The organism is Enterococcus sp. C76 (assembly GCF_040886985.1).
GTDB lineage: Bacteria > Bacillota > Bacilli > Lactobacillales > Enterococcaceae > Enterococcus_B > Enterococcus_B lactis.
Window position 1 is genome coordinate 354,167 of sequence record NZ_JBFOEY010000002.1, and the last position, 22,847, is coordinate 377,013.

At 40.3% G+C, this 22,847-nt stretch carries 37 protein-coding genes; 1 reads left to right on the forward strand and 36 read right to left on the reverse strand.

From position 1 onward, the window contains the following. Nucleotides 1-65: 65 nt before the first annotated feature. The 36 genes from AB3I00_RS04105 to rpsL form a co-directional block, all read right to left on the reverse strand. Nucleotides 66-863, reverse strand: a complete 798-nt coding sequence (locus tag AB3I00_RS04105; RefSeq protein WP_002315505.1) for an energy-coupling factor transporter transmembrane protein EcfT — start codon at nt 861-863, stop codon at nt 66-68. After that, nucleotides 853-1,722: an energy-coupling factor ABC transporter ATP-binding protein gene (locus tag AB3I00_RS04110; protein WP_368024804.1), complete on the reverse strand. Its 870-nt coding sequence runs from the start codon at nt 1,720-1,722 to the stop codon at nt 853-855. The genes AB3I00_RS04105 and AB3I00_RS04110 overlap by 11 nt, the downstream gene beginning before the upstream one ends. Further along, a complete protein-coding gene (locus tag AB3I00_RS04115; protein WP_002290456.1) occupies nt 1,698-2,537 on the reverse strand; it encodes an energy-coupling factor ABC transporter ATP-binding protein in 840 nt (279 codons plus the stop codon). The genes AB3I00_RS04110 and AB3I00_RS04115 overlap by 25 nt, the downstream gene beginning before the upstream one ends. A gap of 271 nt (nt 2,538-2,808) precedes the next feature. Further along, a complete protein-coding gene (rplQ, locus tag AB3I00_RS04120) occupies nt 2,809-3,189 on the reverse strand; it encodes a 50S ribosomal protein L17 (protein ID WP_002288716.1) in 381 nt (126 codons plus the stop codon). 27 nt (nt 3,190-3,216) lie between these two features. After that, the gene (locus tag AB3I00_RS04125) at nt 3,217-4,155 is read right to left on the reverse strand and encodes a DNA-directed RNA polymerase subunit alpha (protein WP_002288715.1); all 939 of its coding nucleotides are present in this window, start codon (nt 4,153-4,155) and stop codon (nt 3,217-3,219) included. 79 nt (nt 4,156-4,234) lie between these two features. Next, nucleotides 4,235-4,624, reverse strand: coding sequence for a 30S ribosomal protein S11 (gene rpsK, locus AB3I00_RS04130; protein WP_002288714.1), 390 nt, complete (start codon nt 4,622-4,624; stop codon nt 4,235-4,237). Nucleotides 4,625-4,651: 27 nt separating this feature from the next. Next, nucleotides 4,652-5,017: a 30S ribosomal protein S13 gene (gene rpsM / locus AB3I00_RS04135; RefSeq protein ID WP_002288713.1), complete on the reverse strand. Its 366-nt coding sequence runs from the start codon at nt 5,015-5,017 to the stop codon at nt 4,652-4,654. Nucleotides 5,018-5,034: 17 nt separating this feature from the next. Then, complete coding sequence (gene rpmJ, locus AB3I00_RS04140; RefSeq protein ID WP_002288710.1) at nt 5,035-5,151, reverse strand: 50S ribosomal protein L36; 117 nt, start codon at nt 5,149-5,151, stop codon at nt 5,035-5,037. A gap of 32 nt (nt 5,152-5,183) precedes the next feature. Further along, nucleotides 5,184-5,402 carry a translation initiation factor IF-1 gene (gene infA / locus AB3I00_RS04145; RefSeq protein WP_002288695.1) on the reverse strand — a complete coding sequence of 73 codons (219 nt, stop codon included), beginning with the start codon at nt 5,400-5,402 and terminating at the stop codon, nt 5,184-5,186. Between the two features lie 190 nt (nt 5,403-5,592). Further along, on the reverse strand, nt 5,593-6,240 hold the full coding sequence (locus AB3I00_RS04150; RefSeq protein WP_002288690.1) for an adenylate kinase: 648 nt from the start codon (nt 6,238-6,240) through the stop codon (nt 5,593-5,595). A gap of 61 nt (nt 6,241-6,301) precedes the next feature. Continuing rightward, nucleotides 6,302-7,597, reverse strand: coding sequence for a preprotein translocase subunit SecY (gene secY, locus AB3I00_RS04155; protein WP_002288688.1), 1,296 nt, complete (start codon nt 7,595-7,597; stop codon nt 6,302-6,304). Next, nucleotides 7,597-8,037: a 50S ribosomal protein L15 gene (rplO, locus tag AB3I00_RS04160; RefSeq protein ID WP_002288687.1), complete on the reverse strand. Its 441-nt coding sequence runs from the start codon at nt 8,035-8,037 to the stop codon at nt 7,597-7,599. The genes secY and rplO overlap by 1 nt, the downstream gene beginning before the upstream one ends. Nucleotides 8,038-8,080: 43 nt before the next feature. Next, nucleotides 8,081-8,260, reverse strand: a complete 180-nt coding sequence (rpmD, locus tag AB3I00_RS04165) for a 50S ribosomal protein L30 (RefSeq protein WP_002290455.1) — start codon at nt 8,258-8,260, stop codon at nt 8,081-8,083. 14 nt (nt 8,261-8,274) lie between these two features. Continuing rightward, the gene (rpsE, locus tag AB3I00_RS04170; RefSeq protein WP_002288681.1) at nt 8,275-8,775 is read right to left on the reverse strand and encodes a 30S ribosomal protein S5; all 501 of its coding nucleotides are present in this window, start codon (nt 8,773-8,775) and stop codon (nt 8,275-8,277) included. A gap of 20 nt (nt 8,776-8,795) precedes the next feature. Beyond that, nucleotides 8,796-9,152, reverse strand: coding sequence for a 50S ribosomal protein L18 (gene rplR / locus AB3I00_RS04175; protein WP_002288679.1), 357 nt, complete (start codon nt 9,150-9,152; stop codon nt 8,796-8,798). 159 nt (nt 9,153-9,311) lie between these two features. Continuing rightward, the gene (rplF, locus tag AB3I00_RS04180; protein ID WP_002309839.1) at nt 9,312-9,848 is read right to left on the reverse strand and encodes a 50S ribosomal protein L6; all 537 of its coding nucleotides are present in this window, start codon (nt 9,846-9,848) and stop codon (nt 9,312-9,314) included. A gap of 31 nt (nt 9,849-9,879) precedes the next feature. Next, nucleotides 9,880-10,278 carry a 30S ribosomal protein S8 gene (gene rpsH / locus AB3I00_RS04185; RefSeq protein WP_002288675.1) on the reverse strand — a complete coding sequence of 133 codons (399 nt, stop codon included), beginning with the start codon at nt 10,276-10,278 and terminating at the stop codon, nt 9,880-9,882. A 35-nt stretch (nt 10,279-10,313) separates the two neighbouring features. Beyond that, nucleotides 10,314-10,499: a type Z 30S ribosomal protein S14 gene (locus AB3I00_RS04190; RefSeq protein WP_002288673.1), complete on the reverse strand. Its 186-nt coding sequence runs from the start codon at nt 10,497-10,499 to the stop codon at nt 10,314-10,316. 18 nt (nt 10,500-10,517) lie between these two features. After that, complete coding sequence (gene rplE / locus AB3I00_RS04195) at nt 10,518-11,057, reverse strand: 50S ribosomal protein L5 (protein WP_002288671.1); 540 nt, start codon at nt 11,055-11,057, stop codon at nt 10,518-10,520. A 27-nt stretch (nt 11,058-11,084) separates the two neighbouring features. Further along, on the reverse strand, nt 11,085-11,393 hold the full coding sequence (gene rplX, locus AB3I00_RS04200) for a 50S ribosomal protein L24 (protein WP_002288670.1): 309 nt from the start codon (nt 11,391-11,393) through the stop codon (nt 11,085-11,087). A gap of 36 nt (nt 11,394-11,429) precedes the next feature. Beyond that, complete coding sequence (gene rplN, locus AB3I00_RS04205; RefSeq protein WP_002288669.1) at nt 11,430-11,798, reverse strand: 50S ribosomal protein L14; 369 nt, start codon at nt 11,796-11,798, stop codon at nt 11,430-11,432. A gap of 57 nt (nt 11,799-11,855) precedes the next feature. Continuing rightward, nucleotides 11,856-12,122 (reverse strand): 30S ribosomal protein S17, encoded by a 267-nt coding sequence (rpsQ, locus tag AB3I00_RS04210; RefSeq protein WP_002288668.1) that lies wholly within the window; start codon nt 12,120-12,122, stop codon nt 11,856-11,858. 24 nt (nt 12,123-12,146) lie between these two features. Beyond that, the gene (gene rpmC / locus AB3I00_RS04215; protein ID WP_002288664.1) at nt 12,147-12,335 is read right to left on the reverse strand and encodes a 50S ribosomal protein L29; all 189 of its coding nucleotides are present in this window, start codon (nt 12,333-12,335) and stop codon (nt 12,147-12,149) included. Beyond that, nucleotides 12,325-12,759, reverse strand: a complete 435-nt coding sequence (gene rplP, locus AB3I00_RS04220) for a 50S ribosomal protein L16 (RefSeq protein ID WP_002288661.1) — start codon at nt 12,757-12,759, stop codon at nt 12,325-12,327. The genes rpmC and rplP overlap by 11 nt, the downstream gene beginning before the upstream one ends. Nucleotides 12,760-12,761: 2 nt before the next feature. Further along, nucleotides 12,762-13,418: a 30S ribosomal protein S3 gene (gene rpsC / locus AB3I00_RS04225; RefSeq protein WP_002288659.1), complete on the reverse strand. Its 657-nt coding sequence runs from the start codon at nt 13,416-13,418 to the stop codon at nt 12,762-12,764. A 13-nt stretch (nt 13,419-13,431) separates the two neighbouring features. Beyond that, entirely contained in the window at nt 13,432-13,779 is a 348-nt protein-coding gene (gene rplV / locus AB3I00_RS04230) for a 50S ribosomal protein L22 (protein ID WP_002290452.1), read from the reverse strand. A gap of 22 nt (nt 13,780-13,801) precedes the next feature. Continuing rightward, nucleotides 13,802-14,080, reverse strand: a complete 279-nt coding sequence (gene rpsS / locus AB3I00_RS04235; protein ID WP_002288655.1) for a 30S ribosomal protein S19 — start codon at nt 14,078-14,080, stop codon at nt 13,802-13,804. Nucleotides 14,081-14,122: 42 nt separating this feature from the next. Further along, a complete protein-coding gene (gene rplB, locus AB3I00_RS04240; protein ID WP_002290451.1) occupies nt 14,123-14,956 on the reverse strand; it encodes a 50S ribosomal protein L2 in 834 nt (277 codons plus the stop codon). A gap of 38 nt (nt 14,957-14,994) precedes the next feature. After that, nucleotides 14,995-15,285 (reverse strand): 50S ribosomal protein L23, encoded by a 291-nt coding sequence (rplW, locus tag AB3I00_RS04245; RefSeq protein WP_002290449.1) that lies wholly within the window; start codon nt 15,283-15,285, stop codon nt 14,995-14,997. After that, nucleotides 15,285-15,908: a 50S ribosomal protein L4 gene (gene rplD, locus AB3I00_RS04250; RefSeq protein ID WP_002290446.1), complete on the reverse strand. Its 624-nt coding sequence runs from the start codon at nt 15,906-15,908 to the stop codon at nt 15,285-15,287. The genes rplW and rplD overlap by 1 nt, the downstream gene beginning before the upstream one ends. A 27-nt stretch (nt 15,909-15,935) precedes the next feature. Further along, nucleotides 15,936-16,565, reverse strand: a complete 630-nt coding sequence (gene rplC, locus AB3I00_RS04255) for a 50S ribosomal protein L3 (protein ID WP_002290445.1) — start codon at nt 16,563-16,565, stop codon at nt 15,936-15,938. A 30-nt stretch (nt 16,566-16,595) separates the two neighbouring features. Beyond that, nucleotides 16,596-16,904, reverse strand: coding sequence for a 30S ribosomal protein S10 (rpsJ, locus tag AB3I00_RS04260; RefSeq protein WP_002290443.1), 309 nt, complete (start codon nt 16,902-16,904; stop codon nt 16,596-16,598). Between the two features lie 403 nt (nt 16,905-17,307). Further along, nucleotides 17,308-18,495 (reverse strand): elongation factor Tu, encoded by a 1,188-nt coding sequence (gene tuf / locus AB3I00_RS04265; RefSeq protein WP_002290442.1) that lies wholly within the window; start codon nt 18,493-18,495, stop codon nt 17,308-17,310. A 171-nt stretch (nt 18,496-18,666) separates the two neighbouring features. Beyond that, complete coding sequence (fusA, locus tag AB3I00_RS04270; protein ID WP_002309841.1) at nt 18,667-20,754, reverse strand: elongation factor G; 2,088 nt, start codon at nt 20,752-20,754, stop codon at nt 18,667-18,669. Between the two features lie 93 nt (nt 20,755-20,847). Next, complete coding sequence (gene rpsG / locus AB3I00_RS04275; protein ID WP_002290440.1) at nt 20,848-21,318, reverse strand: 30S ribosomal protein S7; 471 nt, start codon at nt 21,316-21,318, stop codon at nt 20,848-20,850. A gap of 83 nt (nt 21,319-21,401) precedes the next feature. After that, entirely contained in the window at nt 21,402-21,815 is a 414-nt protein-coding gene (gene rpsL / locus AB3I00_RS04280) for a 30S ribosomal protein S12 (protein ID WP_002294318.1), read from the reverse strand. A 318-nt stretch (nt 21,816-22,133) separates the two neighbouring features. Between rpsL and rpiA the strand changes: the two genes are divergently transcribed. Beyond that, entirely contained in the window at nt 22,134-22,817 is a 684-nt protein-coding gene (rpiA, locus tag AB3I00_RS04285) for a ribose-5-phosphate isomerase RpiA (RefSeq protein WP_002309842.1), read from the forward strand. The last annotated feature ends 30 nt before the right edge of the window (nt 22,818-22,847 follow it).

A 22,847-nucleotide genomic window follows, 5' to 3' on the forward strand; every position in this document is an offset into this window, starting at 1 on the left:
ACTGTTCGCATCCTTTCTTGCAAATAGATTAGCAAGAAAAGGATAGATAGCGGTCCACTGAACGTTTATCCTCTTAAAAAGATCAGCAGCACGGTTAATAATATAAAAGCAATGATAACCATCGTGTCTCTATTATGCCAATGCAAGACACGATATTTCGTTCTTCCTTCCCCGCCCTTGTAGCCCCTTGCTTCCATAGCGGTCGCAAGATCTTCCGCTCGGTTGAAACTGCTGACAAATAAAGGAATCAGCAAAGGAATGACTGCTTTCATTTTCTGAACTAGATTGCCTTCACCAAAGTCAACACCACGCGCGCGCTGAGCGTTCATGATCTTTTCTGTTTCATCCATCAATGTAGGCACAAAACGAAGCGCAATCGACAGCATCAAAGAAATTTCGTGGACTGGGAACCGTACGGCTTTCAATGGACGAAGCAAGTACTCAATCGCATCAGATAATTCCAAAGGCGGTGTAGTAAGCGTGAGTAGCGTCGACATAAAAATAATCAACACGAATCGGCAGAAAATAAAGAGACCGTTCATCACACCAAATTCAGTGATATGGAAAACACCCCAACTCCAATAAGTTTCTCCGCCACTAGTAAACAAGACTTGCAAAGCTACAGTAAAGAGGATCAGCCAAATCAATGGGCGAATACCTCGGATAAAAAATTTCAAGTCTACTTTTGATAAAAAGACAGAAAATAATGTGAAAACTGCCAATACAAGATATGTTTCCCAATTATTTGCTAAAAAAATGATACCAATAAAATAAAAACTGGCTAATAATTTGGCTCGGGGATCCAATCGATGGATCAAGGAATCTCCTGGCATATAACGACCAAATATCAATTTATTCATCATGGGCATTTCCTCCAGCAGAATGGATGATGGCGTCTGCTAATTCTTCAGCTGTCAAAGGTAAGGTAGTGAAGTCCATCCCTTTAGCCATTAATTCTTCTGCAAATTCTGTGGCAGTAGGTACACCTAACTGTTTTTCTTTTAGCCATTCGATGTTTTGAAAAACCTCTTGAGGCTGCCCGCTATTAACGATTCGCCCCTTCTCCAGTACATAGACATAGTCTGCAAAATTGGCTACATCATCCATTAAATGCGTCACTAAAACAATAGTAATCTGTTGTTCCTTATGAAGACGCCAAAACATCTCCATCATTTCTTTTCTTCCCTGAGGATCAAGTCCTGCCGTTGGTTCATCCAATACAAGTACTTCAGGCTTCATGGCAAGCACACCAGCGATTGCTACTCTACGCATTTGCCCTCCTGAAAGTTCAAATGGTGAACGTTCCAAATAGCTTTCATCCAGTCCAACTTGTTCTAATGTTTTTTTTGCTAGTATCAGCGCTTCTTCTTCACTGACACCAAAGTTTTTAGGACCGAAGGCAATATCTTTTGCCACCGTTTCTTCGAATAGCTGTGCTTCTGGAAACTGAAAGACGATGCCGACTTTTTTTCGGATAGGCTTTAGATTTTTATTATCCGTATCTGGCTGAATATCGCGTTCTCCAATATGGACGGTACCGCTTGTTGGCTTAACAAGCGCATTCAAATGTTGGAGTAAAGTTGATTTCCCGCTTCCGGTATGCCCTACTAATGCAGTATAACTGTTTTCTTTGATCGTCATATTGATGTCAAATAAGGCTCGTTGTTCAAATGGTGTATTCGGCTGATAAGTGAAGTCTACTTGTTCAAAACGGATGTCCATAACCAATCCACCATCCTTTCTTCTGTCATATATTCACTTGGCACATCTACCCCACGTTCTTTCAGTGCACGTTTCAGTTTTTCAGGAAATGGTAGATCTAGACCTAAATCGATCAGTTCAGGCCCCGCAGAAAAGATTTCTTTTGGTGTACCTTCACGGACAAGTTCTCCTTGTCTCATCACTAGTATCCGATTAGCATTAGCTGCCTCATCAATATCATGAGTGATAGATATAACGGTCAATTGACTTTCTTCTTTGATCTTCTTGATCGTAGAAATCACTTCTTCACGGCCTTCTGGATCTAGCATACTTGTTGCTTCATCTAAAATAATGATATCAGGTCGTAAGGCAACCACGCCGGCAATAGCAACACGTTGTTTTTGTCCTCCTGATAAACGAGCAGGCTCGCGTGTAGCAAACTCAGCCATTCTAACTTTCTCAAGTGCATCTTTCACACGTATCAGCATTTCTTCTCTGGGAATCCCTTGATTTTCAAGACCAAACGCAACGTCATCTTCTACTGTCGAACCAACGAACTGATTGTCTGGATTTTGAAAAACCATTCCAACCATTTGCCGGATCGTCCAAATGTTTTCTTCATCCAATACTTGATTTCCGACTTTCACGACCCCTGATTCTGGCAGAAGTAGCCCATTGATTGTTTTGGCAAGTGTCGATTTTCCTGAACCATTGTGTCCAATAATAGCGATCCACTCACCTTTATCAATTGTAAAGGAGACATCTTTCAATGCGGGGCGAAGATCATCTGGCTGGTATTTGTAATTTATTTTCTCTAATTCAATAATTGGCTCCATGATTACTCCTTCTTCATCCTAAAGTTCCTACTAACACTATCAAAAAAAGACAAAATTTTCAATTATTTCTCGCTTAAAATGTTTTTTTATGCCTTCAAGCAGAGCTGTCATGACAGTTAATTGAAGGTATAAAAAAACACTTTATGATGAGTGCTTACTCCCCAAGCGATATTCGCTTGAGGAGCAGCGCTGAGCTAGACTCGGAAAAATATCTTCCAACATCATAACACTCTAAAAGAATCATCTATAAAGTGATGTTATTAGTGTGATTTTAGACAAGTTCTAAGACAACCATTGGTGCACCATCACCGCGTCTTGGTTCTGTCTTCAAAATGCGTGTGTATCCGCCTTGACGTTCTGCGTAACGAGGTGCAATATCGTTGAATAGTTTTTGTAAAGCTGATTCAATGACGATGTCCTCATTTTCTTCACGCACGCTGGCAACTTCATTACGTACGAAAGCCGCAGCTTGACGACGTGCATGCAAATCTCCGCGTTTACCTAAAGTGATCATTTTTTCTGCAGTTGAGCGAACTTCTTTCGCACGAGCTTCAGTAGTCACAATACGTTCGTTGATTAATAAATCAGTTGTTAAATCACGCAACATCGCTTTACGTTGGCTAGATGTGCGTCCTAGTTTACGATAACTCACGTTGTTTTCCCTCCTTCGTAAAAGGTTTTAATCTTCTTTACGTAAACCTAAACCTAAGTCGTGCAATTTTGCTTTAACTTCTTCTAATGATTTACGTCCTAAGTTACGGACTTTGATCATTTCAGGCTCAGATTTATTTGTAAGTTCTTGTACAGTATTGATTCCTGCACGTTTCAAACAATTGTAAGAGCGAACAGACAAGTCTAACTCTTCGATCGTCATTTCCAACATTTTTTCTTTTTGTGTTTCTTCTTTTTCGACCATGATTTCAGCATTTTTTGCTTCATCAGTTAAGTTCACAAAAATATCCAAATGTTCAGTCATGATTTTCGCAGATAAACTCATTGCTTCCAACGGTTCGATTGAACCATCTGTCCAAATCTCCATCGTCAATTTATCAAAATCTTCACGGTGTCCAACACGTGTGTTCTCAACTTGATAGTTCACACGACGAACAGGTGTGTAGATTGAATCGACTGGAAGAACGCCAATTGGCATATCTTCTTTTTTATTTTCATCTGCTTGAACATAACCACGTCCAGGTTTCACTGTTAAGCGAGCATGGAACGTAGCTCCTTCAGAGACACTACAGATGTACATATCTTTGTTAAGAATTTCTACATCACTATCAACGATAATATCGCCAGCAGTTACTGTAGCAGGTCCGGTAATATCGATTTCAAGGGTTTTTTCTTCTTGGCCATACATTTTCAGCGCTAAGCCTTTAATGTTCAAGATGATTTGAGTGACGTCTTCTCTAACACCTTTGATGGTAGAGAATTCATGCAGTACACCATCGATTTGAATATTAGTGATGGCAGCACCTGGCAAAGAAGATAATAAAATACGACGTAGGGAATTCCCTAAAGTAGTCCCATACCCTCTTTCAAGAGGTTCAACGATGAACTTGCCATAATCTTTTTCTTCATCAATTTTTGCGATTCTTGGTTTTTCGAACTCAATCATTCTTATCTTTACCCCTTTCAAAACGAAAAGTGTCTTGTTCAATGACGTTACTGATAAAACTCAAAATGAGCGGCACTCATTAAACACGACGGCGTTTTGGAGGGCGGGCACCATTATGAGGAACTGGAGTCACGTCACGAATTGCAGTCACTTCTAAACCTGTAGCTTGTAATGAACGAATTGCTGCTTCACGTCCAGAACCAGGTCCTTTAACTGTTACTTCAACAGTTTTTAATCCGTGTTCCATTGCTGCTTTTGTAGCAGTTTCTGCTGCCATTTGAGCGGCAAAAGGAGTTGATTTTTTGCTTCCTTTGAAACCTAATGAACCAGCTGATGACCACGCTAATGCATTTCCGTGAGTATCAGTGATCATGATGATAGTGTTATTGAATGTAGAATGGATATGTGCAATACCTGCTTCTATATTCTTCTTCACACGGCGTTTACGATTCACTTTTTTTGCTGCCATGAAGTTTTAACCTCCTTCACTTAAGAATTATTTTTTCTTGCCAGCGATAGCGCGAGCTGGGCCTTTACGAGTACGTGCATTGTTTTTCGTGTTTTGTCCACGAACAGGCAATCCACGGCGATGACGGATTCCACGGTAAGAACCGATTTCCATCAAACGTTTGATGTTCAAGTTCACTTCACGACGAAGATCCCCTTCAACTTTTAATTTATCTACTTCTGCACGGATAGCATCTGTTTGTTCATTCGTTAATTCACGAACGCGAACATCTTCAGATACACCAGCATCAGCTAAGATCTTTTTAGCAGTAGTGTTACCAATACCATAGATATAAGTAAGTGAAACTACCACACGTTTATCACGAGGAATATCTACTCCTGCAATACGAGCCATATTTATAGCACCTCCAATTATCCTTGACGTTGTTTATGTTTTGGATTTGCTGGGCAAATCACCATAACGCGTCCTTTACGACGAATTACTTTACAATGTTCGCACATTGGTTTTACTGATGGTCTTACTTTCATGATAATACCTCCTGTAGTTTTACGGAGTACAATTATTTAAAGCGATAAGTAATACGGCCACGGTTAAGATCGTATGGAGACAATTCAACCGTTACTTTGTCACCAGGTAAGATACGGATGTAATGCATACGAATTTTACCTGAAACAGTAGCAAGAACTTGGTGTCCGTTTTCTAGTTCAACTTTAAACATTGCATTCGGCAAAGTTTCGACGACTGTACCTTCGACTTCAATCATATCTTCTTTTGCCACGCACAGTACCTCCTTGTACTTGTTTCGCATTTTCACACGATAAAATGGCGGAAACTGCAGTTCCCACCTCAAAATTCTCAAAATGGATCATCTAGAGGATTCTCTAGAAGTCGGACTGACATATTCTATCATAATTTATTGAACTTGACAAGAGTAACTGCATAATGCAAGTCGGCTACGGGCAATCGTGCTATTTTTCAATGATTTTTTGTACATCTGCAAATACAGCATCGATTTCACGAGCACCATCAATAGTGTTTAGCAAACCTTGTTCTTTATAATAAGCCAAGATTGGTTCACTATTTTTGATGTTGATAGCCAGACGATTTTTAACCGTCTCAGGTTTATCATCTTCTCTTTGATAGAATTCATGCCCACCGCAACGATCACATGTGTCTTCAACTTTTGTAGGGTTGAAAATTTTATGGTAAGTTGCTCCACAATTGCTGCAGATAAATCGGCCGGCTAGACGTTCGACCAAGATTTCTTCACCAACATGGATATCGATGACAGCATCAATTTTTTTATTCAAATCTTTTAGCATTGCGTCCAGAGCTTTTGCTTGATCTAGTGTACGTGGAAAGCCGTCTAATAAGAAGCCTTTCTCTGTATCTGGTTCAGCTAGTCGCTCTTTCACGATTCCATTTGTTACTTCATCAGGAACTAATGCACCTTTATCCATATAAGACTTTGCTTCCAGGCCAAGAGCTGTTTCGTTTTGCATCGCTGCGCGGAACATATCTCCTGTTGAGATGTGCGGAATACCATAAGCGTCAATGATTTTTTCAGCTTGTGTTCCTTTACCTGCGCCTGGCAGCCCCATTAAAATGAGGTTCATTGTTTTCCCTCCTAATAAATGTGTGAGAACGTGTGTTGAGGAAGAACCTCAACACGCTTTCTTACTCAATGAATCCAACATATTTACGTTTCAGCATTAAGCCTTCTAACTGTTTCGCAGTTTCTAAAGCTACACCGATAACGATCAGTAAGCTTGTACCGCCTAATCCGATTGATTGTGGAAGATCCCAAACCATTTGAGCAATGATTGGAAGTAATGCCACTAAACCAAGGAAGACTGCACCAACTGTACTTAAACGCATCAGTAATCTTGAGACATACTCTTCAGTCCCCTTACCAGGGCGTACGCTTGGTATATAACTTCCTTGCTTTTGCAAGTTTTCCGCTAATTTCTCAGGGTTTACTTGTACAAAGGCGTAGAAGAAAGTGAAGGCAACGATCAGAATCGTATAAATCGTAGCACCAGGTGCTGTATTATAGTTAAAGATCTCCATCATCACTTTATACCAGTTTTCAGAACCGAATCTACCACTCAATGCTTGTAAAACAGCATTTGGCGTAGCAATAAACGAACTAGCAAAGATAACTGGAATAACTCCAGCTGCATTTACTTTCAACGGCAGATAGCTGCTTGTAGGCGCGCCAGCGACACGTTTCGTATATTGGATCGGGATCTTGCGTTCAGCTTGTTGGAAAAATGTTACGAATGTGACGATCAATAAGACCGCTACTAATAAAATGGCCACAAAAATAGCAGATTTCCATATGTCTGAAGGATCGATATTTATAAAGTAATCTTCATAAATTTCTCTGATACTTTCAGGCAATCTAGAAATGATACCTGCAAAAATGATCATTGATACGCCATTTCCGATACCTTTTTCTGTGATCTGTTCTCCTAGCCAAGTAACAAACATCGTACCAGCTGTTAGAATCAAACCGATCGTTACGTAAGTTGCTACGTTAGGATTATTCACGAAACCTAATTGAGCGTATTGGTTGAATCCAGCAGTGATACCGACAGATTGGATAAATGCCAATACTAATGTCAGATATCGAGTGGCTTGATTCAATTTTTTACGACCCACTTCCCCTTGTTTCGACCATTCAACAAATCGAGGCACGATGTCCATTTGAAGAAGCTGAATGACGATAGAAGCAGTAATGTATGGTGAAACCCCCATTGAGAAAATGGAGAAGTTTTGCATCGCACTACCACTTACCAAGTTCAACATGTTGAAAAATGGCAAAGAAGAAAGGTTTTGCAATGAAGCAGCATTTACGCCTGGTACAGTGATATGTGCACCTAGGCGAAATACAAACAACACAAATACAGTAAATAGGATTTTCGATCTAATGTCTTTTACTTTAAAAGCATCTTTTAATAGTCTAAACATTAGATCACCTCGATTGATCCACCAGCCGCTTCAATTGCTTCTTGAGCTGCTTTAGAGAATTTTGCTGCTTTCACAGTTAATTTCTTGTTTAGTTCCCCGTTAGCTAATACTTTGATTCCAGCTTTTTCGTTTTTCACGATTCCAGCTTCAACTAAAGCAACAGGAGTTACTTCAGCTCCGTCTTCAAAGCGGTTCAATACATCAAGATTGATGACTGCATAGTCTTTACGGTTCACGTTTGTGAATCCTCGTTTTGGTAAACGACGGAACAATGGTGTTTGTCCCCCTTCAAATCCTAAACGCACACCACCGCCTGAACGGGCTTTTTGTCCTTTTTGTCCGCGTCCGGCAGTTTTTCCGTTACCAGATGAAGTACCACGACCAACACGGTTACGTACTTGGCGTGAACCTTCAGCAGGTTTTAATTCATGAAGTTTCATAGGTTTGGCACCTCCTTAATGTTCTAGTTCTGATTTTTTTTAATTAAACTTCTTCAACGTCCACTAGGTGAGAAACAGTATTGATCATGCCTTTAATTGCTTCATTAGAAGGCTTAACCACTGAACTGTTAATCTTTGTAAGACCTAACGCTTTAACTGTATCGCGTTGGTTTTGAGGACGTCCGATAATACTGCGTTTTAAAGTAACTTTTAATTCAGCCATTATTGTTGTCCTCCTTATCCGATTAATTCTTCAACTGATTTGCCGCGAAGTTCTGCAACTTCTTCTGCACGTTTCAATTGTTTCAAACCTTCAACTGTTGCGCGAACAACGTTGATTGGTGTATTTGAGCCTAAAGATTTAGAAGTGATATCTGCTACCCCAGCTAATTCTAATACGGCACGAACTGGTCCGCCAGCAGCAACCCCAGAACCTTCTACAGCAGGTTTCATTAGGATTCTACCACCACTAAAAGCACCGATTACTTCGTGTGGGATTGTTGAACCAACCATAGGTACTTCAACTAAGTTTTTCTTCGCATCTTCAATTGCTTTACGGATTGCTTCAGGAACTTCTTGAGCTTTACCTGTACCAAATCCTACGTGTCCGTTTTTGTCACCGACAACAACTAAAGCAGCAAAACGTAGACGACGTCCACCTTTAACAACTTTTGTTACACGGTTAATTGCAACAACGCGGTCTTCTAATTCCAAATGTTTTGGATCGATATAAACCATGAATGGTATTCCTCCTTCTTCTAAAATTCTAGTCCATTTTCGCGAGCTGCTTCAGCTAAAGCTTGCACACGGCCATGGTAAAGGTATCCACCACGGTCAAAGACTACTACTTTAATGCCTTTTTCAGCTGCACGTTCAGCAACTAGTTTACCGACAGCTTGTGCTGCTTCTGTTTTTGTTCCACCTGAAATTTCTTTATCCAAGGTAGAGGCACTTGCTAGCGTTACACCCGCTACGTCATCAATAATTTGAGCGTAGATGTTTTTGTTAGAACGAAAAACGTTCAAGCGTGGGCGCTCAGCAGTACCAGAGATATTATTACGTACACGACGATGTCTCTTTTGACGTGTTTTGTTCTTATCTGGTTTTGTAATCACAATTGTCACCTCTTTATTTTATTGTACTACTATTTCAAGCAGTAAATACGTTTCGAAAAATAGAAGCTGCGGCACAAGTAGAAATTTATTTTTTTGAAGGTAAACTTCAGCCAAATACCTTTTTCCTGCTGCTGGCTTCTATGCAATTTTTCTAAACGATTATTTACCAGTTTTACCTTCTTTACGGCGTACATATTCGCCAACATAACGAATACCTTTACCTTTATAAGGTTCTGGAGGACGAGTTCCGCGAATATTTGCAGCTAATTCGCCAACTTCTTCTTTGTTCGCACCTTTAACAATTACTTGTGTGTTAGCTGGTACTTCAACAGTTACTCCAGCTGGTGGTGTGATTTCTACTGGATGTGAGTAACCAACGTTCAATACAAGTTTTGATCCTTGTAATTGTGCACGGTACCCAACCCCGATTAGTTCTAACGCTTTTTGGAATCCTTCGCTGACACCTACAACCATGTTGTTGAAGTTCGCACGAGTTGTTCCATGAATTGTTTTCATTTCTTTACTGTCGTTTGGACGAGTGAAAGTCACTTCGTTTCCTTCGATATTCATTTTGATATCTGCTGAGAAAGTACGAGTCAATTCACCTTTTGGTCCTTTAACTGTAACGTTGTTTCCTTCTTGAGTAACTGTTACTCCTTCAGGGATCACAACGACTTTATTTCCGATACGGCTCACTTAAAGACACCTCCTTGTAGATTCTACTTGATTACCATACGTAAGCGATAACTTCGCCGCCGATATTTTTTTCACGAGCTTCTTTATCAGTGACAACACCTTCAGAAGTCGAAATGATTGCGATACCTAAACCGTTCAATACTTTTGGTACTTCGTCAGCTTTGACATAAGCACGCAAACCTGGTTTAGAGATACGTTTTAAGTTTGTGATAACACGTTCGCCGTTTTTACCAAATTTTAGGAAAACACGGATCACGCCTTGTTTGTCATCTTCGATGTATTCAACATCACGAACGAAACCTTCACGTTTCAAGATTTCAGCGATGTCACGTTTAATTTTTGATGCAGGTACTTCTAAAGACTCATGTTTAACCATGTTTGCGTTACGGATACGAGTTAGAAAATCTGCAATTGGATCTGTCATGACCATTGATCTTTTACCTCCTTCTTATGCGAATTTACTTTTTACCAGCTAGCTTTCTTCACGCCGGGAATTTGACCTTTATAGGCAAGTTCGCGGAAGCAAATACGGCAAAGATGGAACTTACGATAAACTGAATGTGGACGTCCGCAACGTTCGCAACGAGTATAAGCTTGTGTTGAAAATTTTGCAGGACGTTTGTTTTTAGCAATCATTGATTTTTTAGCCACGTAGTTCGCCTCCTTTAATTATTTTTGGAATGGCATGCCTAATTGTGTCAACAACTCACGAGATTCTTCATCAGAGTTTGCTGTTGTTACAATAACGATGTCCATACCACGTACTTTATCTACTAAATCATAATCTACTTCTGGGAAGATCAATTGTTCTTTAATACCTAAAGTATAGTTTCCACGACCGTCAAAGGCTTTTTTACTTACACCATGGAAGTCACGTACACGTGGTAGTGAAACTGAAACCAATTTATCTAAGAATTCGTACATTCTTTCTCCGCGCAATGTAACTTTTGCACCAATTGGCATTCCTTCACGTAAACGGAATCCAGCGATTGATTTTTTAGCTTTTGTAATCATTGGTTTTTGACCAGTGATCAAAGTTAATTCTTCAACTGCTTTATCTAAGTTTTTAGCGTTTGATACCGCATCACCAACACCCATGTTGATGACGATTTTTTCAACTTTAGGTGTTTGCATAACAGAGCTATAGTTAAATTTTTCCATCAATGATGGAGTTACTTCTTTAAGATATTTTTCTTTTAGGCGGTTCATTCAGTAAGACCCTCCTTCCTTAAACTTTTATTTATCTAAAACTTCACCGGTTTTTTTAGAAACACGGACTTTTTTGCCGTCTACTTCTTTGTAGCCAACTCGGCCAGCTACACCAGTAGAGTCAACCACCATCACGTTAGAAACATGAATTGGCGCTTCCATCTCAACAATTCCACCTTGAGGAGCAGCTTGAGAAGGTTTTTGGTGTTTTTTAACGACATTTACACCTTCGACAATAACTTTATCTTTTTTCGGGAACGCTGCTAGTACAACGCCTTCTTTGTTTTTGTCTTTTCCAGTGATAACTTTAACTTTATCGCCTTTTTTAACAAACATAACTGTTTCGCACCTCCTTTGATAAGTGTCTCAAGATTATAAAACTTCTGGTGCTAGTGAAACGATCTTCATGAAGTTGTTTTCACGTAGTTCACGTGCAACTGGCCCAAAGATACGTGTTCCACGAGGGCTTTTATCATCACGAATAATCACTGCAGCATTTTCATCAAATTTAATATATGAACCGTCTGTACGACGAGCTCCTGATTTTGTTCGAACGATAACGGCTTTAACGACGTCACCTTTTTTGACAACCCCACCTGGCGTTGCTTGTTTAACCGTAGCAACGATCACATCACCGATGTTAGCAGTTTTACGACCAGATCCACCAAGGACTTTGATCGTCAAAATTTCACGTGCGCCTGAGTTATCAGCGACTTTTAAACGACTTTCTGCTTGGATCACGTTGTGTATCCTCCTTTCAGATTTTGCATTCAATCTATATAGGAAAATCTCGTGTTATTAGATAATAACTGCTTCTTCGACTACTTCCAACAAACGGAAACGTTTTGTAGCTGATAATGGACGAGTTTCCATAATTCTCACGATGTCGCCAACTTTTGCTGTGTTGTTTTCATCATGCACTTTGTATTTCTTAGAATAGTTCATGCGTTTGCCATAGATAGGGTGGTTTTTCTTTGTTTCGACAGCAACGGTAATTGTTTTATCCATTTTGTCTGAAACCACGCGACCTTGATAAACTTTGCGTTGATTTCTTCCTTCAGTCATACGCTTAATGGCCTCCTTCCATAATTACTTAGCTTGTTCACGCAACACAGTTTTGATGCGTGCAATCGATTTACGTACTTCTTTAATACGTGCAGTGTTTTCTAATTGACCTGTTGCTAATTGGAATCTAAGATTAAACAATTCTTCTTTTAATTGTTTTTCTTGATCAAGCATTTCGGCAGTGGTTAATTCTCTGATTTCTTTAACCTTCATTCGATTCACCACCCATTTCCTCACGTTTTACGATCTTAGTTTTCATTGGTAATTTGTGAGAAGCTAGACGTAACGCTTCACGAGCTACTTCTTCAGGAACGCCTGCGATTTCAAACATGATTTTACCACGTTTTACTGGTGCAACCCATCCTTCAGGTGCCCCTTTACCAGAACCCATACGTACCCCAATTGCTTTGGCAGTATAAGATTTGTGAGGGAAAATTTTAATCCATACTTTCCCACCACGTTTCATGTAACGAGTCATTGCGATACGAGCAGCTTCGATTTGGCGGTTTGTGATCCAATGTGAATCAACAGCTTGCAAACCGTATTCACCGAATGCTACTTCTTTTCCGCCTTTAGCTTCCCCGCGCATTTTTCCGCGGAATTCACGACGGTGTTTTACACGTTTAGGTACTAACATGATTATTTCCCTCCTTTCTCAGTGTTTTTTTTAGTTGGAAGAATTTCTCCACGATAGATCCACACTTTAACTCCTAGTTTTCCGTATGTTGTATCTGCTTCTTCCCATGCGTAATCAATGTCCGCACGTAAAGTATGAAGAGGAACAGTTCCCTCTGAGTATCCTTCTGAACGAGCGATATCTGCTCCGTTTAGACGACCAGATACTTGAGTTTTGATCCCTTGAGCGCCAGCACGCATTGAGCGTTGGATCGCTTGTTTTTGAGCGCGACGGAAAGCAACACGGTTTTCTAATTGACGTGCGATTCCTTCACCTACTAATTTTGCATCTAGATCTGGTTTTTTGATTTCCACGATGTTGATGTGGATTCTTTTACCAGTTAATTTGTTTAATTCTTTTCTTAGGCTTTCGACTTCAGAACCGCCTTTACCAATAACCATACCTGGTTTAGCTGTGTGAATTGAAATGTTTACGCGACCTGTTGCACGTTCGATTTCAACTGTTGATACAGCAGCATCAGCAAGTTTAGTTGAAATAAATTTACGGATTCTTAAATCTTCGTGTAAGAACTCAGCATACTCTTTTTCAGCATACCATTTAGCATCCCAGTCGCGGATGATGCCTACACGCATTCCAATTGGATGTACTTTTTGACCCACTGATTATCCCTCCTTATTTTTCTGATACGACTACCGTGATATGACTTGTACGTTTGTTGATTGGAGAAGCTGATCCTTTTGCACGAGGACGGAAACGTTTCATTGTAGGTCCTTCGTTAACAAAAGCTTCGGTTACTACCAAGTTTTCAACATCTAAGTCAAAGTTATTTTCTGCATTCGCAACTGCTGACATCAATACTTTTTCAATGATTCCAGCAGATTTGTTTGGTGTGAATTTCAAGATTGAAATTGCATCTGCGACACTTTTACCTCTGATAAGGTCAATTACTAAACGGGCTTTTCGAGGTGAAGTGCGAACTGTTTTTGCAGTTGCTTTAGCTGATGTGATTTGTTCTGCCATTTGGATTTATCCTCCCCTCAAATTAGCGTTTCGTTTTCTTATCGTCAGCAGCATGTCCACGATAAGTTCTTGTAGGTGCAAATTCACCTAATTTGTGTCCTACCATGTCTTCTTGGATGTAAACTGGTACATGTTTACGTCCATCATAAACTGCGATGGTATATCCAACAAAACTTGGGAAAACTGTTGAACGGCGTGACCAAGTTTTGATAACTTTTTTCTTTTCAACCCCTGCTTGAGCTTCAACTTTTTTCATTAAATGCTCATCGACAAAAGGTCCTTTCTTTAAACTACGACCCATGGTGAACCTCCTCTCAAAATGTGCGACACATGGTCAAAGTAATTATTTATTTTTGCGACGACGAACAATAAGTTTGTCTGATTTAGCTTTTTTGTTACGAGTTTTGTAACCAAGAGCTGGTTGACCCCAAGGAGAAACTGGTGCTTTACGTCCGATAGGAGCTTTACCTTCACCACCACCGTGTGGGTGATCATTAGGGTTCATTACGCTACCACGTACAGTTGGGCGTTTACGCATCCAACGAGAGCGTCCAGCTTTACCGATGTTGATTAATTCGTGTTGTTCGTTACCTACAGAACCGATTGTTGCGCGGCATGCAGCTAAGATCATACGAACTTCACCAGAGTTCAAGCGGATCAATACGTATTTGCCTTCTTTACCAAGTACTTGAGCACTTGTACCAGCAGAACGGATCAATTGTCCACCTTTACCAGGTTTCATTTCAATGTTGTGGATAACAGTACCAACTGGAATGTTTTCTAATGGAAGAGCATTTCCGACTTTGATATCTGCTTCTGGACCTGAAACAAGTTTCATACCCACTTCTAGTCCTTTAGGTGCTAAGATGTAAGCTTTCACTCCATCTTCATAGTGTACTAACGCGATGTTAGCTGAACGGTTTGGATCATATTCGATCGTTTGAACAGTTGCAACAACGTTGTCTTTGTTACGTTTGAAGTCGATCACGCGATATTGGCGTTTGTGTCCGCCACCTTGATGACGTACAGTGATGCGGCCGTTGTTGTTACGTCCAGCATGGTTTTTCAATGGTTGTAACAATGATTTTTCAGGTGTTGATGTTGTGATTTCAGCAAAATCAGAACCTGTCATGTTACGACGACCATTTGAGGTAGGTTTGTACTTTTTAATCGCCACGTTTTTCCCTCCTAATTTAATGAGTTATCTATTAGTGCTTATTCAGCAGCTTCGAATAATTGGATTTCTTTTGAATCTTCAGTCAATGTAACGATCGCTTTGCGACGTTTTTTTGTATATCCTGCATATTTGCCCATACGTTTGAATTTCGCACGTACGTTCACGATGTTCACGTTTTTGACTTTAACGTCAAAAGCAGCTTCTACCGCTTGTTTTACTAAAGTTTTGTTTGCGCGAGTGTCCACTTCAAAAGTGTATTTCTTGTCATCCATGGCAAGCATTGATTTTTCAGTGATCACTGGGCGTTTGATTACGTCTAGTAAGTTCATTATGCAAGCACCTCCTCAATTTGAGTAAGAGCAGTTTGTGTTGCTAACACTTTTGTATTTGATACAACGTCTAGCACACTCACATTATCAGAAGTTACTACAGAAACGTTTGGTAAGTTACGTGCTGATAAAGCAGCAAAGTCGTTACCTTTTTCTAGAACAACCAATACTTTAGAGTCGATAGATAAGTTAGCAAGAACTTGTTTGAATTCTTTTGTTTTTGGTGCGTCGAAGTTCAAGCCTTCGATTGCTACCAAGTTGTTTTCAGCAACTTTTTCTGACAATACAGATTTCATTGCTAAACGACGAACTTTTTTAGGAAGTTTGTAGCTGTAAGAACGTGGTGTTGGTCCAAAGACTACGCCACCTCCACGCCATTGTGGTGAGCGGATAGATCCTTGACGTGCACGACCTGTTCCTTTTTGACGCCATGGTTTACGTCCACCGCCACGAACAGCGCTACGGTTTTTAACCGCGTGTGTTCCTTGTCTTAATGACGCACGTTGCATTACGATTGCATCGTAAACAACACTTTCATTAGGTTCAATTCCGAAGATTTCTTCGTTAAGTGTGATTTCACCGTTTTGGCTTCCATCTTGTTTGAATAATGCTACATTCGGCATTCCTTAGTTCCTCCTTTCTTCCTACAATTATTTAGCTTTCACAGCTGATTTGATAGTGATTAAAGATTTTTTCGCTCCAGGAACATTACCTTTGATCAAGATAACATTTCTTTCTGCATCTACACGTACAACTTCCAAGTTTTGGATAGTTACGCGGTTGCCACCCATACGGCCAGCAAGACGTTTGTTTTTGAATACACGGTTAGGTGCAACTGGACCCATTGACCCAGGACGACGATGGTAACGAGAACCGTGAGCCATTGGTCCGCGGCTTTGTCCGTGGCGTTTGATAACCCCTTGGAATCCTTTACCTTTCGTAGTACCTGTTACATCAATAATGTCTCCTGCTTGGAAAACATCTACTGTAATTTCTTTTCCTACTTCATATTCTCCTAGCTCAACATTTTTGAATTCACGAATGAAGCGCTTAGGAGCCGTGTTTGCTTTTGCAACATGACCTTTCGCAGGTTTGTTTGATAAAACTTCACGCATATCTTGGTAACCAACTTGAATAGCTTCGTAGCCATCCGTTTCCATTGTTTTCACTTGTAGTACTACGTTTGGCGTAGCTTCTACAACAGTAACTGGAATTAATTCACCAGATTCAGTGAAGATTTGTGTCATTCCCACTTTTTTCCCTAAGATTCCTTTGGTCATGAGTACACCTCCATTATTTTTGTTTTAGTTTTATAATTTGATTTCGATGTTTACACCAGATGGTAAGTCTAGCTTCATCAAAGCATCAACAGTTTTTGGTGTTGGGTTCACAATGTCGATAAGACGTTTGTGTGTACGCATTTCGAATTGTTCGCGTGAATCTTTGTATTTATGAGTCGCACGAATGATTGTGTAAAGACTGCGTTCAGTTGGTAATGGAATTGGACCAGACACGCTAGCTCCAGTTCTTTTTGCAGTTTCCACGATTTTATCCGCTGATTGATCTAAAATACGGTGTTCATACGCTTTTAAACGGATACGAATTTTTTGTTTTGCCATCTTGTTCCCTCCTTCGCCTATTTTGAAAAGTAGACATAGCTCCACGAAAATTTCCGTCACGCTCGTTCGTGGCAAAGCGTCCGGGCGTGTCGCAACCTCTCGTTTCTTAGCCGACGAAATCATTCTGATTACGTCTGTGCAATTCACTAAAGTAAACGCACCTTTGTCATTATAATATATATAAACTCACAACGCAAGGCTTTTTCTTGTAAAAAACATTTTGTTTTCATAAAGTTTCATTTAGAAAATACTGATTCTTTTATTTCGCGTTCCTTCTATTATAATGCCCTGTCTTTTCTTTCCTGATCCTGCAATAAATAAAAAAGCTCGGAACAAAGATCCTGAGATCTTCATTCCGAGCGATTACGTCCGAATAAATGTTGCTTAGTTTTGCTTAATTCAATTAAGCTTTGATTTCTGTAACGACACCGGCACCAACTGTACGTCCGCCTTCACGGATTGAGAATTTAGTACCGTTTTCGATAGCGATTGGGTGGATTAATTCAACTTCCATTGTTACGTTGTCGCCAGGCATAACCATTTCAGTTCCTTCTGGTAATTCAACAACACCTGTTACGTCAGTTGTACGGAAGTAGAATTGTGGACGGTAGTTAGTGAAGAATGGAGTATGACGTCCACCTTCTTCTTTTGTCAACACATATACTTCTGCAGAGAATTTTGTATGAGGTGTGATTGTACCTGGTTTAGCTAAAACTTGTCCACGTTGGATGTCTTCACGTGCAACACCACGTAGTAAAGCACCAATGTTGTCTCCAGCTTCAGCGTAGTCTAACAATTTACGGAACATTTCAACACCAGTAACTGTTGTTTTTGAAGTTTCTTCAGCAATACCAACAACTTCAACTTCGTCACCAACGCGAACTTGTCCACGTTCAACACGACCTGTAGCAACAGTACCACGTCCAGTGATTGAGAACACGTCTTCAACTGGCATCATGAATGGTTTGTCGTTGTCACGTTCTGGAGTTGGGATGTATTCGTCAACTGCAGCCATCAATTCAAGAATTTTTTCTTCGTATGAAGCGTCGCCTTCTAAAGCTTTCAAAGCTGATCCAGCAACTACAGGAACATCGTCACCAGGGAATTCGTATTCTGTTAATAGGTCACGAACTTCCATTTCAACTAATTCTAGTAATTCTTCGTCATCAACCATGTCTACTTTGTTCAAGAATACAACGATGTAAGGAACACCAACTTGACGAGACAATAGGATGTGTTCACGAGTTTGAGGCATTGGGCCATCAGCAGCAGAAACTACCAAGATAGCTCCGTCCATTTGAGCAGCACCAGTGATCATGTTTTTAACGTAGTCCGCGTGTCCTGGGCAGTCAACGTGAGCGTAGTGGCGTGTGTCTGTTTCATACTCAACGTGAGCTGTTGAGATTGTGATTCCGCGTTCGCGTTCTTCTGGAGCACCATCGATTTGATCGTAAGCCATAGCTTGGCCGCCGTTTTTCTTAGATAGTACAGTTGTGATTGCAGCTGTTAATGTAGTTTTACCATGGTCAACGTGTCCGATAGTACCAATGTTAACGTGTGGTTTAGAACGGTCAAATTTTTCTTTTGCCATTTTAAAATGTCCTCCTAAAAATACAATATATTTTTTATTTGTCTGATAGGTATATGATGTACACAAGGTACACCACATGCCCATATCATCGATAATTATTTTACACGAAACTATATTAAAAATATAGTCTCTTTGGATAATCTCTTTGCAGGACTATCCGGTTTTAAGAAATTATTCAGCTTTTCCGCCGTTTTTCTTAATGATTTCTTCTTGTACTGATTTTGGTACATCTTCGTAGTGGTCAAATGTCATTGTAAATGTACCACGACCTTGAGTAGCAGAACGAAGAGTTGTAGCATAACCAAACATTTCAGCAAGTGGAACCATCGCACGAACAACTTGTTGGCCGCCAGCGCGAGCTTCCATACCTTCAACACGTCCACGACGAGCAGTTACGTGGCCCATAACATCACCTAAGTAATCTTCAGGGATAACAACTTCTACAGCCATGATTGGTTCAAGGATTACTGGATTAGCTTTCTTAGCTGCTGCACGTAATGCCATAGAAGCAGCAACACGGAAGGCAGTTTCATTTGAATCGACATCATGGTATGAACCATCGTAAAGTTTAGCTTTGATATCTACTAATGGATAGCCAGCTAAGACACCATTTTCCATAGCATCTTTCAAACCAGTTTCAACAGCTGGAATGTATTCACGAGGAACAACCCCACCGACGATCGCATTTTCAAATTCGAAACCAGCACCTTCTTCGTTTGGTGTAAATTCGATCCATACGTGACCGTATTGACCTTTACCACCAGACTGACGTACAAACTTACCTTCGGCTTGAGTGCCAGCACGGAAAGTTTCACGGTAAGATACTTGAGGCGCACCTACGTTAGCTTCAACTTTGAATTCACGACGCATACGGTCAACGATGATATCTAAGTGAAGTTCACCCATACCAGCGATGATTGTTTCGCCTGTTTCCACGTTTGTTTCAGCACGGAAAGTAGGATCTTCTTCAGATAGTTTTTGTAAAGCCACACCCATTTTATCTTGGTCAGCTTTTGATTTAGGTTCAATAGCGACTTGGATAACTGGTTCTGGGAATTCCATTGATTCAAGAATAACTAGATTCTTTTCATCACATAGTGTGTCCCCAGTAGTTGTGTCTTTCAAACCAACAGCAGCAGCGATATCTCCAGCGTAAACTTCAGAGATTTCTGAACGAGAGTTGGCATGCATCTGTAAGATACGACCAACACGTTCGCGTTTGCCTTTTGTTGCGTTTTGTACGTATGAACCTGATTTTAAAACACCAGAGTACACACGGAAGAAAGTTAAACGACCTACGAATGGGTCAGTCATAACTTTAAATGCTAAAGCTGAGAAAGGAGCGCTGTCGTCTGCAGGACGTTCTACTTCTTCATCAGTTTTAGGGTCAATCCCTTTGATAGCTGGGATATCTAACGGTGATGGCAAGTAATCAAGAACAGCGTCCAATAGTAATTGAACCCCTTTGTTCTTAAATGCTGAACCACAGAGTACTGGGTAGAATTCTACGTTAACTGTTGCGCGGCGGATACCTTCTTTTAACTCAGCTTCAGTGATTTCTTCACCTTCTAAGTATTTCAAAGTAAGTTCTTCATCAGTTTCAGCTACAGCTTCAACCAATTTTTCGCGCCATTCTTCAGCTAATTCGCGGTATTCTTCAGGAATTTCTGTTTCTTCGATCTCTGTTCCAAGGTCGTTTGTATACATTTCAGCCTTCATTGTTACAAGGTCGATAATTCCTGTGAAGTCGTCTTCCGCACCAATTGGTAATTGGATTGGGTGAGCGTTTGCTTGCAAACGGTCATGTAAAGTTGATACTGAATATAAGAAGTCAGCACCGATCTTGTCCATTTTGTTTGCAAATACGATACGAGGTACACCGTAAGTTGTTGCTTGACGCCAAACTGTTTCAGTTTGAGGTTCAACACCTGATTGTGCATCAAGAACAGTTACAGCACCATCAAGTACACGCAATGAACGTTCAACTTCAACTGTGAAGTCTACGTGTCCTGGTGTGTCGATGATGTTGATTCGATGACCCTTCCATTGTGCTGTAGTAGCAGCAGAAGTGATCGTAATACCACGTTCTTGTTCTTGTTCCATCCAGTCCATTTGTGAAGCTCCTTCATGAGTTTCACCAATTTTATGGATTTTACCAGTATAGTACAAGATACGTTCAGTAGCAGTCGTTTTACCAGCATCGATGTGGGCCATGATACCGATATTACGAGTGTTTTGTAAAGAAAATTCTCTGGTCATTCTCCTTGTTTCTCCTCTCTTTACTATCTAGTTGCTAAAAATAAGGACACTATCTGAGGTCGACTTATAAAAGCCGACCAAACAGAGAGAATCTTACCAGCGATAGTGAGCAAACGCACGGTTGGCATCAGCCATTTTATGAGTGTCTTCACGTTTTTTAACAGAAGCACCTGTGTTGTTTGCAGCATCCATGATTTCTTTTGCTAAGCGTTCTTCCATTGTGTGTTCACCGCGCAAGCGAGCGTAGTTTACTACCCAACGAAGACCTAGAGTAACGCGGCGTTCAGGGCGAACTTCAACTGGTACTTGGTAGTTTGAACCCCCAACACGACGTGCTTTAACTTCAAGAACAGGTTGAACGTTTTTCATTGCTTGTTCAAACACTTCTAATGGATCGTTACCTGTAGATTCTTTGATCAAATCAAAGGCATTATAGATAATGTTAGCTGCAATCCCGCGTTTTCCGTCAACCATTACACGGTTGATCAAGCGAGTTACTAATTTTGAGTTATAAATAGGATCTGGTAAAACATCACGTTTTGCAACAGGACCTTTACGTGGCATCCGTAACTCCTCCTTCCGAAATATTGTTCATAGTAATTACTTCTATATAATAGAAGCAAGTTTCATTTGTTTAATAATTAAAATTAAGCTTTAGGTTTTTTAGTTCCGTATTTAGAACGGCTTTGTTTACGGTCGTTAACACCAGCAGTATCTAAAGCACCGCGAACGATATGGTAACGTACCCCTGGTAAGTCTTTTACACGACCACCGCGTAATAATACAACACTGTGTTCTTGTAAGTTATGACCAATCCCTGGGATATAAGCAGTAACTTCAATTAAGTTTGACAAACGAACACGTGCATATTTACGTAAAGCTGAGTTCGGTTTTTTAGGTGTCATTGTACCCACACGAGTTGCTACCCCACGTTTTTGAGGTGAGTTTACGTTAGTTTGAGTTTTCTTAAAGCTGTTATATCCTTTGTTCAAAGCAGGTGAATTAGATTTTTCCACCTTTGATTTACGAGGTTTACGTACTAATTGGTTAATTGTAGGCATTCCTTGTTTCCTCCTTCCCACGATTTGCGTCTAGTTCCACACATCCAGGTGGTTCTTTTTTTGCGATAAAAAATAAATGCAATGTCTGCATCCTTATCAAATATGCTTTGATAAACAGTCAGCACGTTTCTTCACAGAAACCTGTAGATAAAGCACCTTTGTTAGAATATCACGAATGAAAAAACATGTCAACAAGAGATGCAATTTTTTTTGAAAAAGCTTTATTGCAATAAAAAAGAATGGTATCTTTTTGCCGTAAATCACGCTAAAATAGTGAGGAAAGCACGAAGCTCAAACTAAAAAAAGGTGGATGCAAAGATGAATTTAAAACAATTAGCTGGCATTGAAGCCGCGAAATTCGTAAAGGACGGGATGATCGTTGGTCTCGGGACCGGTTCAACCGCCTATTATATGGTAGAAGAGATTGGTCGCCGTATGCGTGAAGAAGGATTACGTATCACAGGAGTCACTACTTCAAATGCGACAAAAGAACAAGCGGAAAAATTAGGAATACCGCTAAAGAGTATCGATGAAGTCCCAGTAGTCGATCTGACGATAGATGGTGCTGATGAAATCAGTGCTGATTTTCAAGGGATAAAAGGCGGCGGTGCTGCTTTGCTTTTCGAGAAAATAGTCGCTACGTACTCAAAAGAAACGATTTGGATCGTTGATTCTTCTAAATTAGTCCATAAACTTGGGAAGTTCCCACTCCCAGTTGAAGTCATCCCTTATGGCTCCCAACAGCTACTTCATATTTTTGACGAAAAAGGATTCCAACCTGTTTTGCGTACAGACGAAAACGGCGAAGTCCTAACTACAGATGGTGGTCATTATATCATTGATCTGCATCTAGAAGTTATTGAACAACCAGAAAGCTTAGCTACCTATTTAGATGAACTTGTTGGGGTAGTCGAACATGGACTTTTCCTAAATATGGTTTCAAAAGTTGTTGTTGGCTCAGAAAAAGGTGTTGAGATTCTTGATGCCATCCGCCATAAATAAAGAAAAACTGCTTGATCATCCAATAAAAAA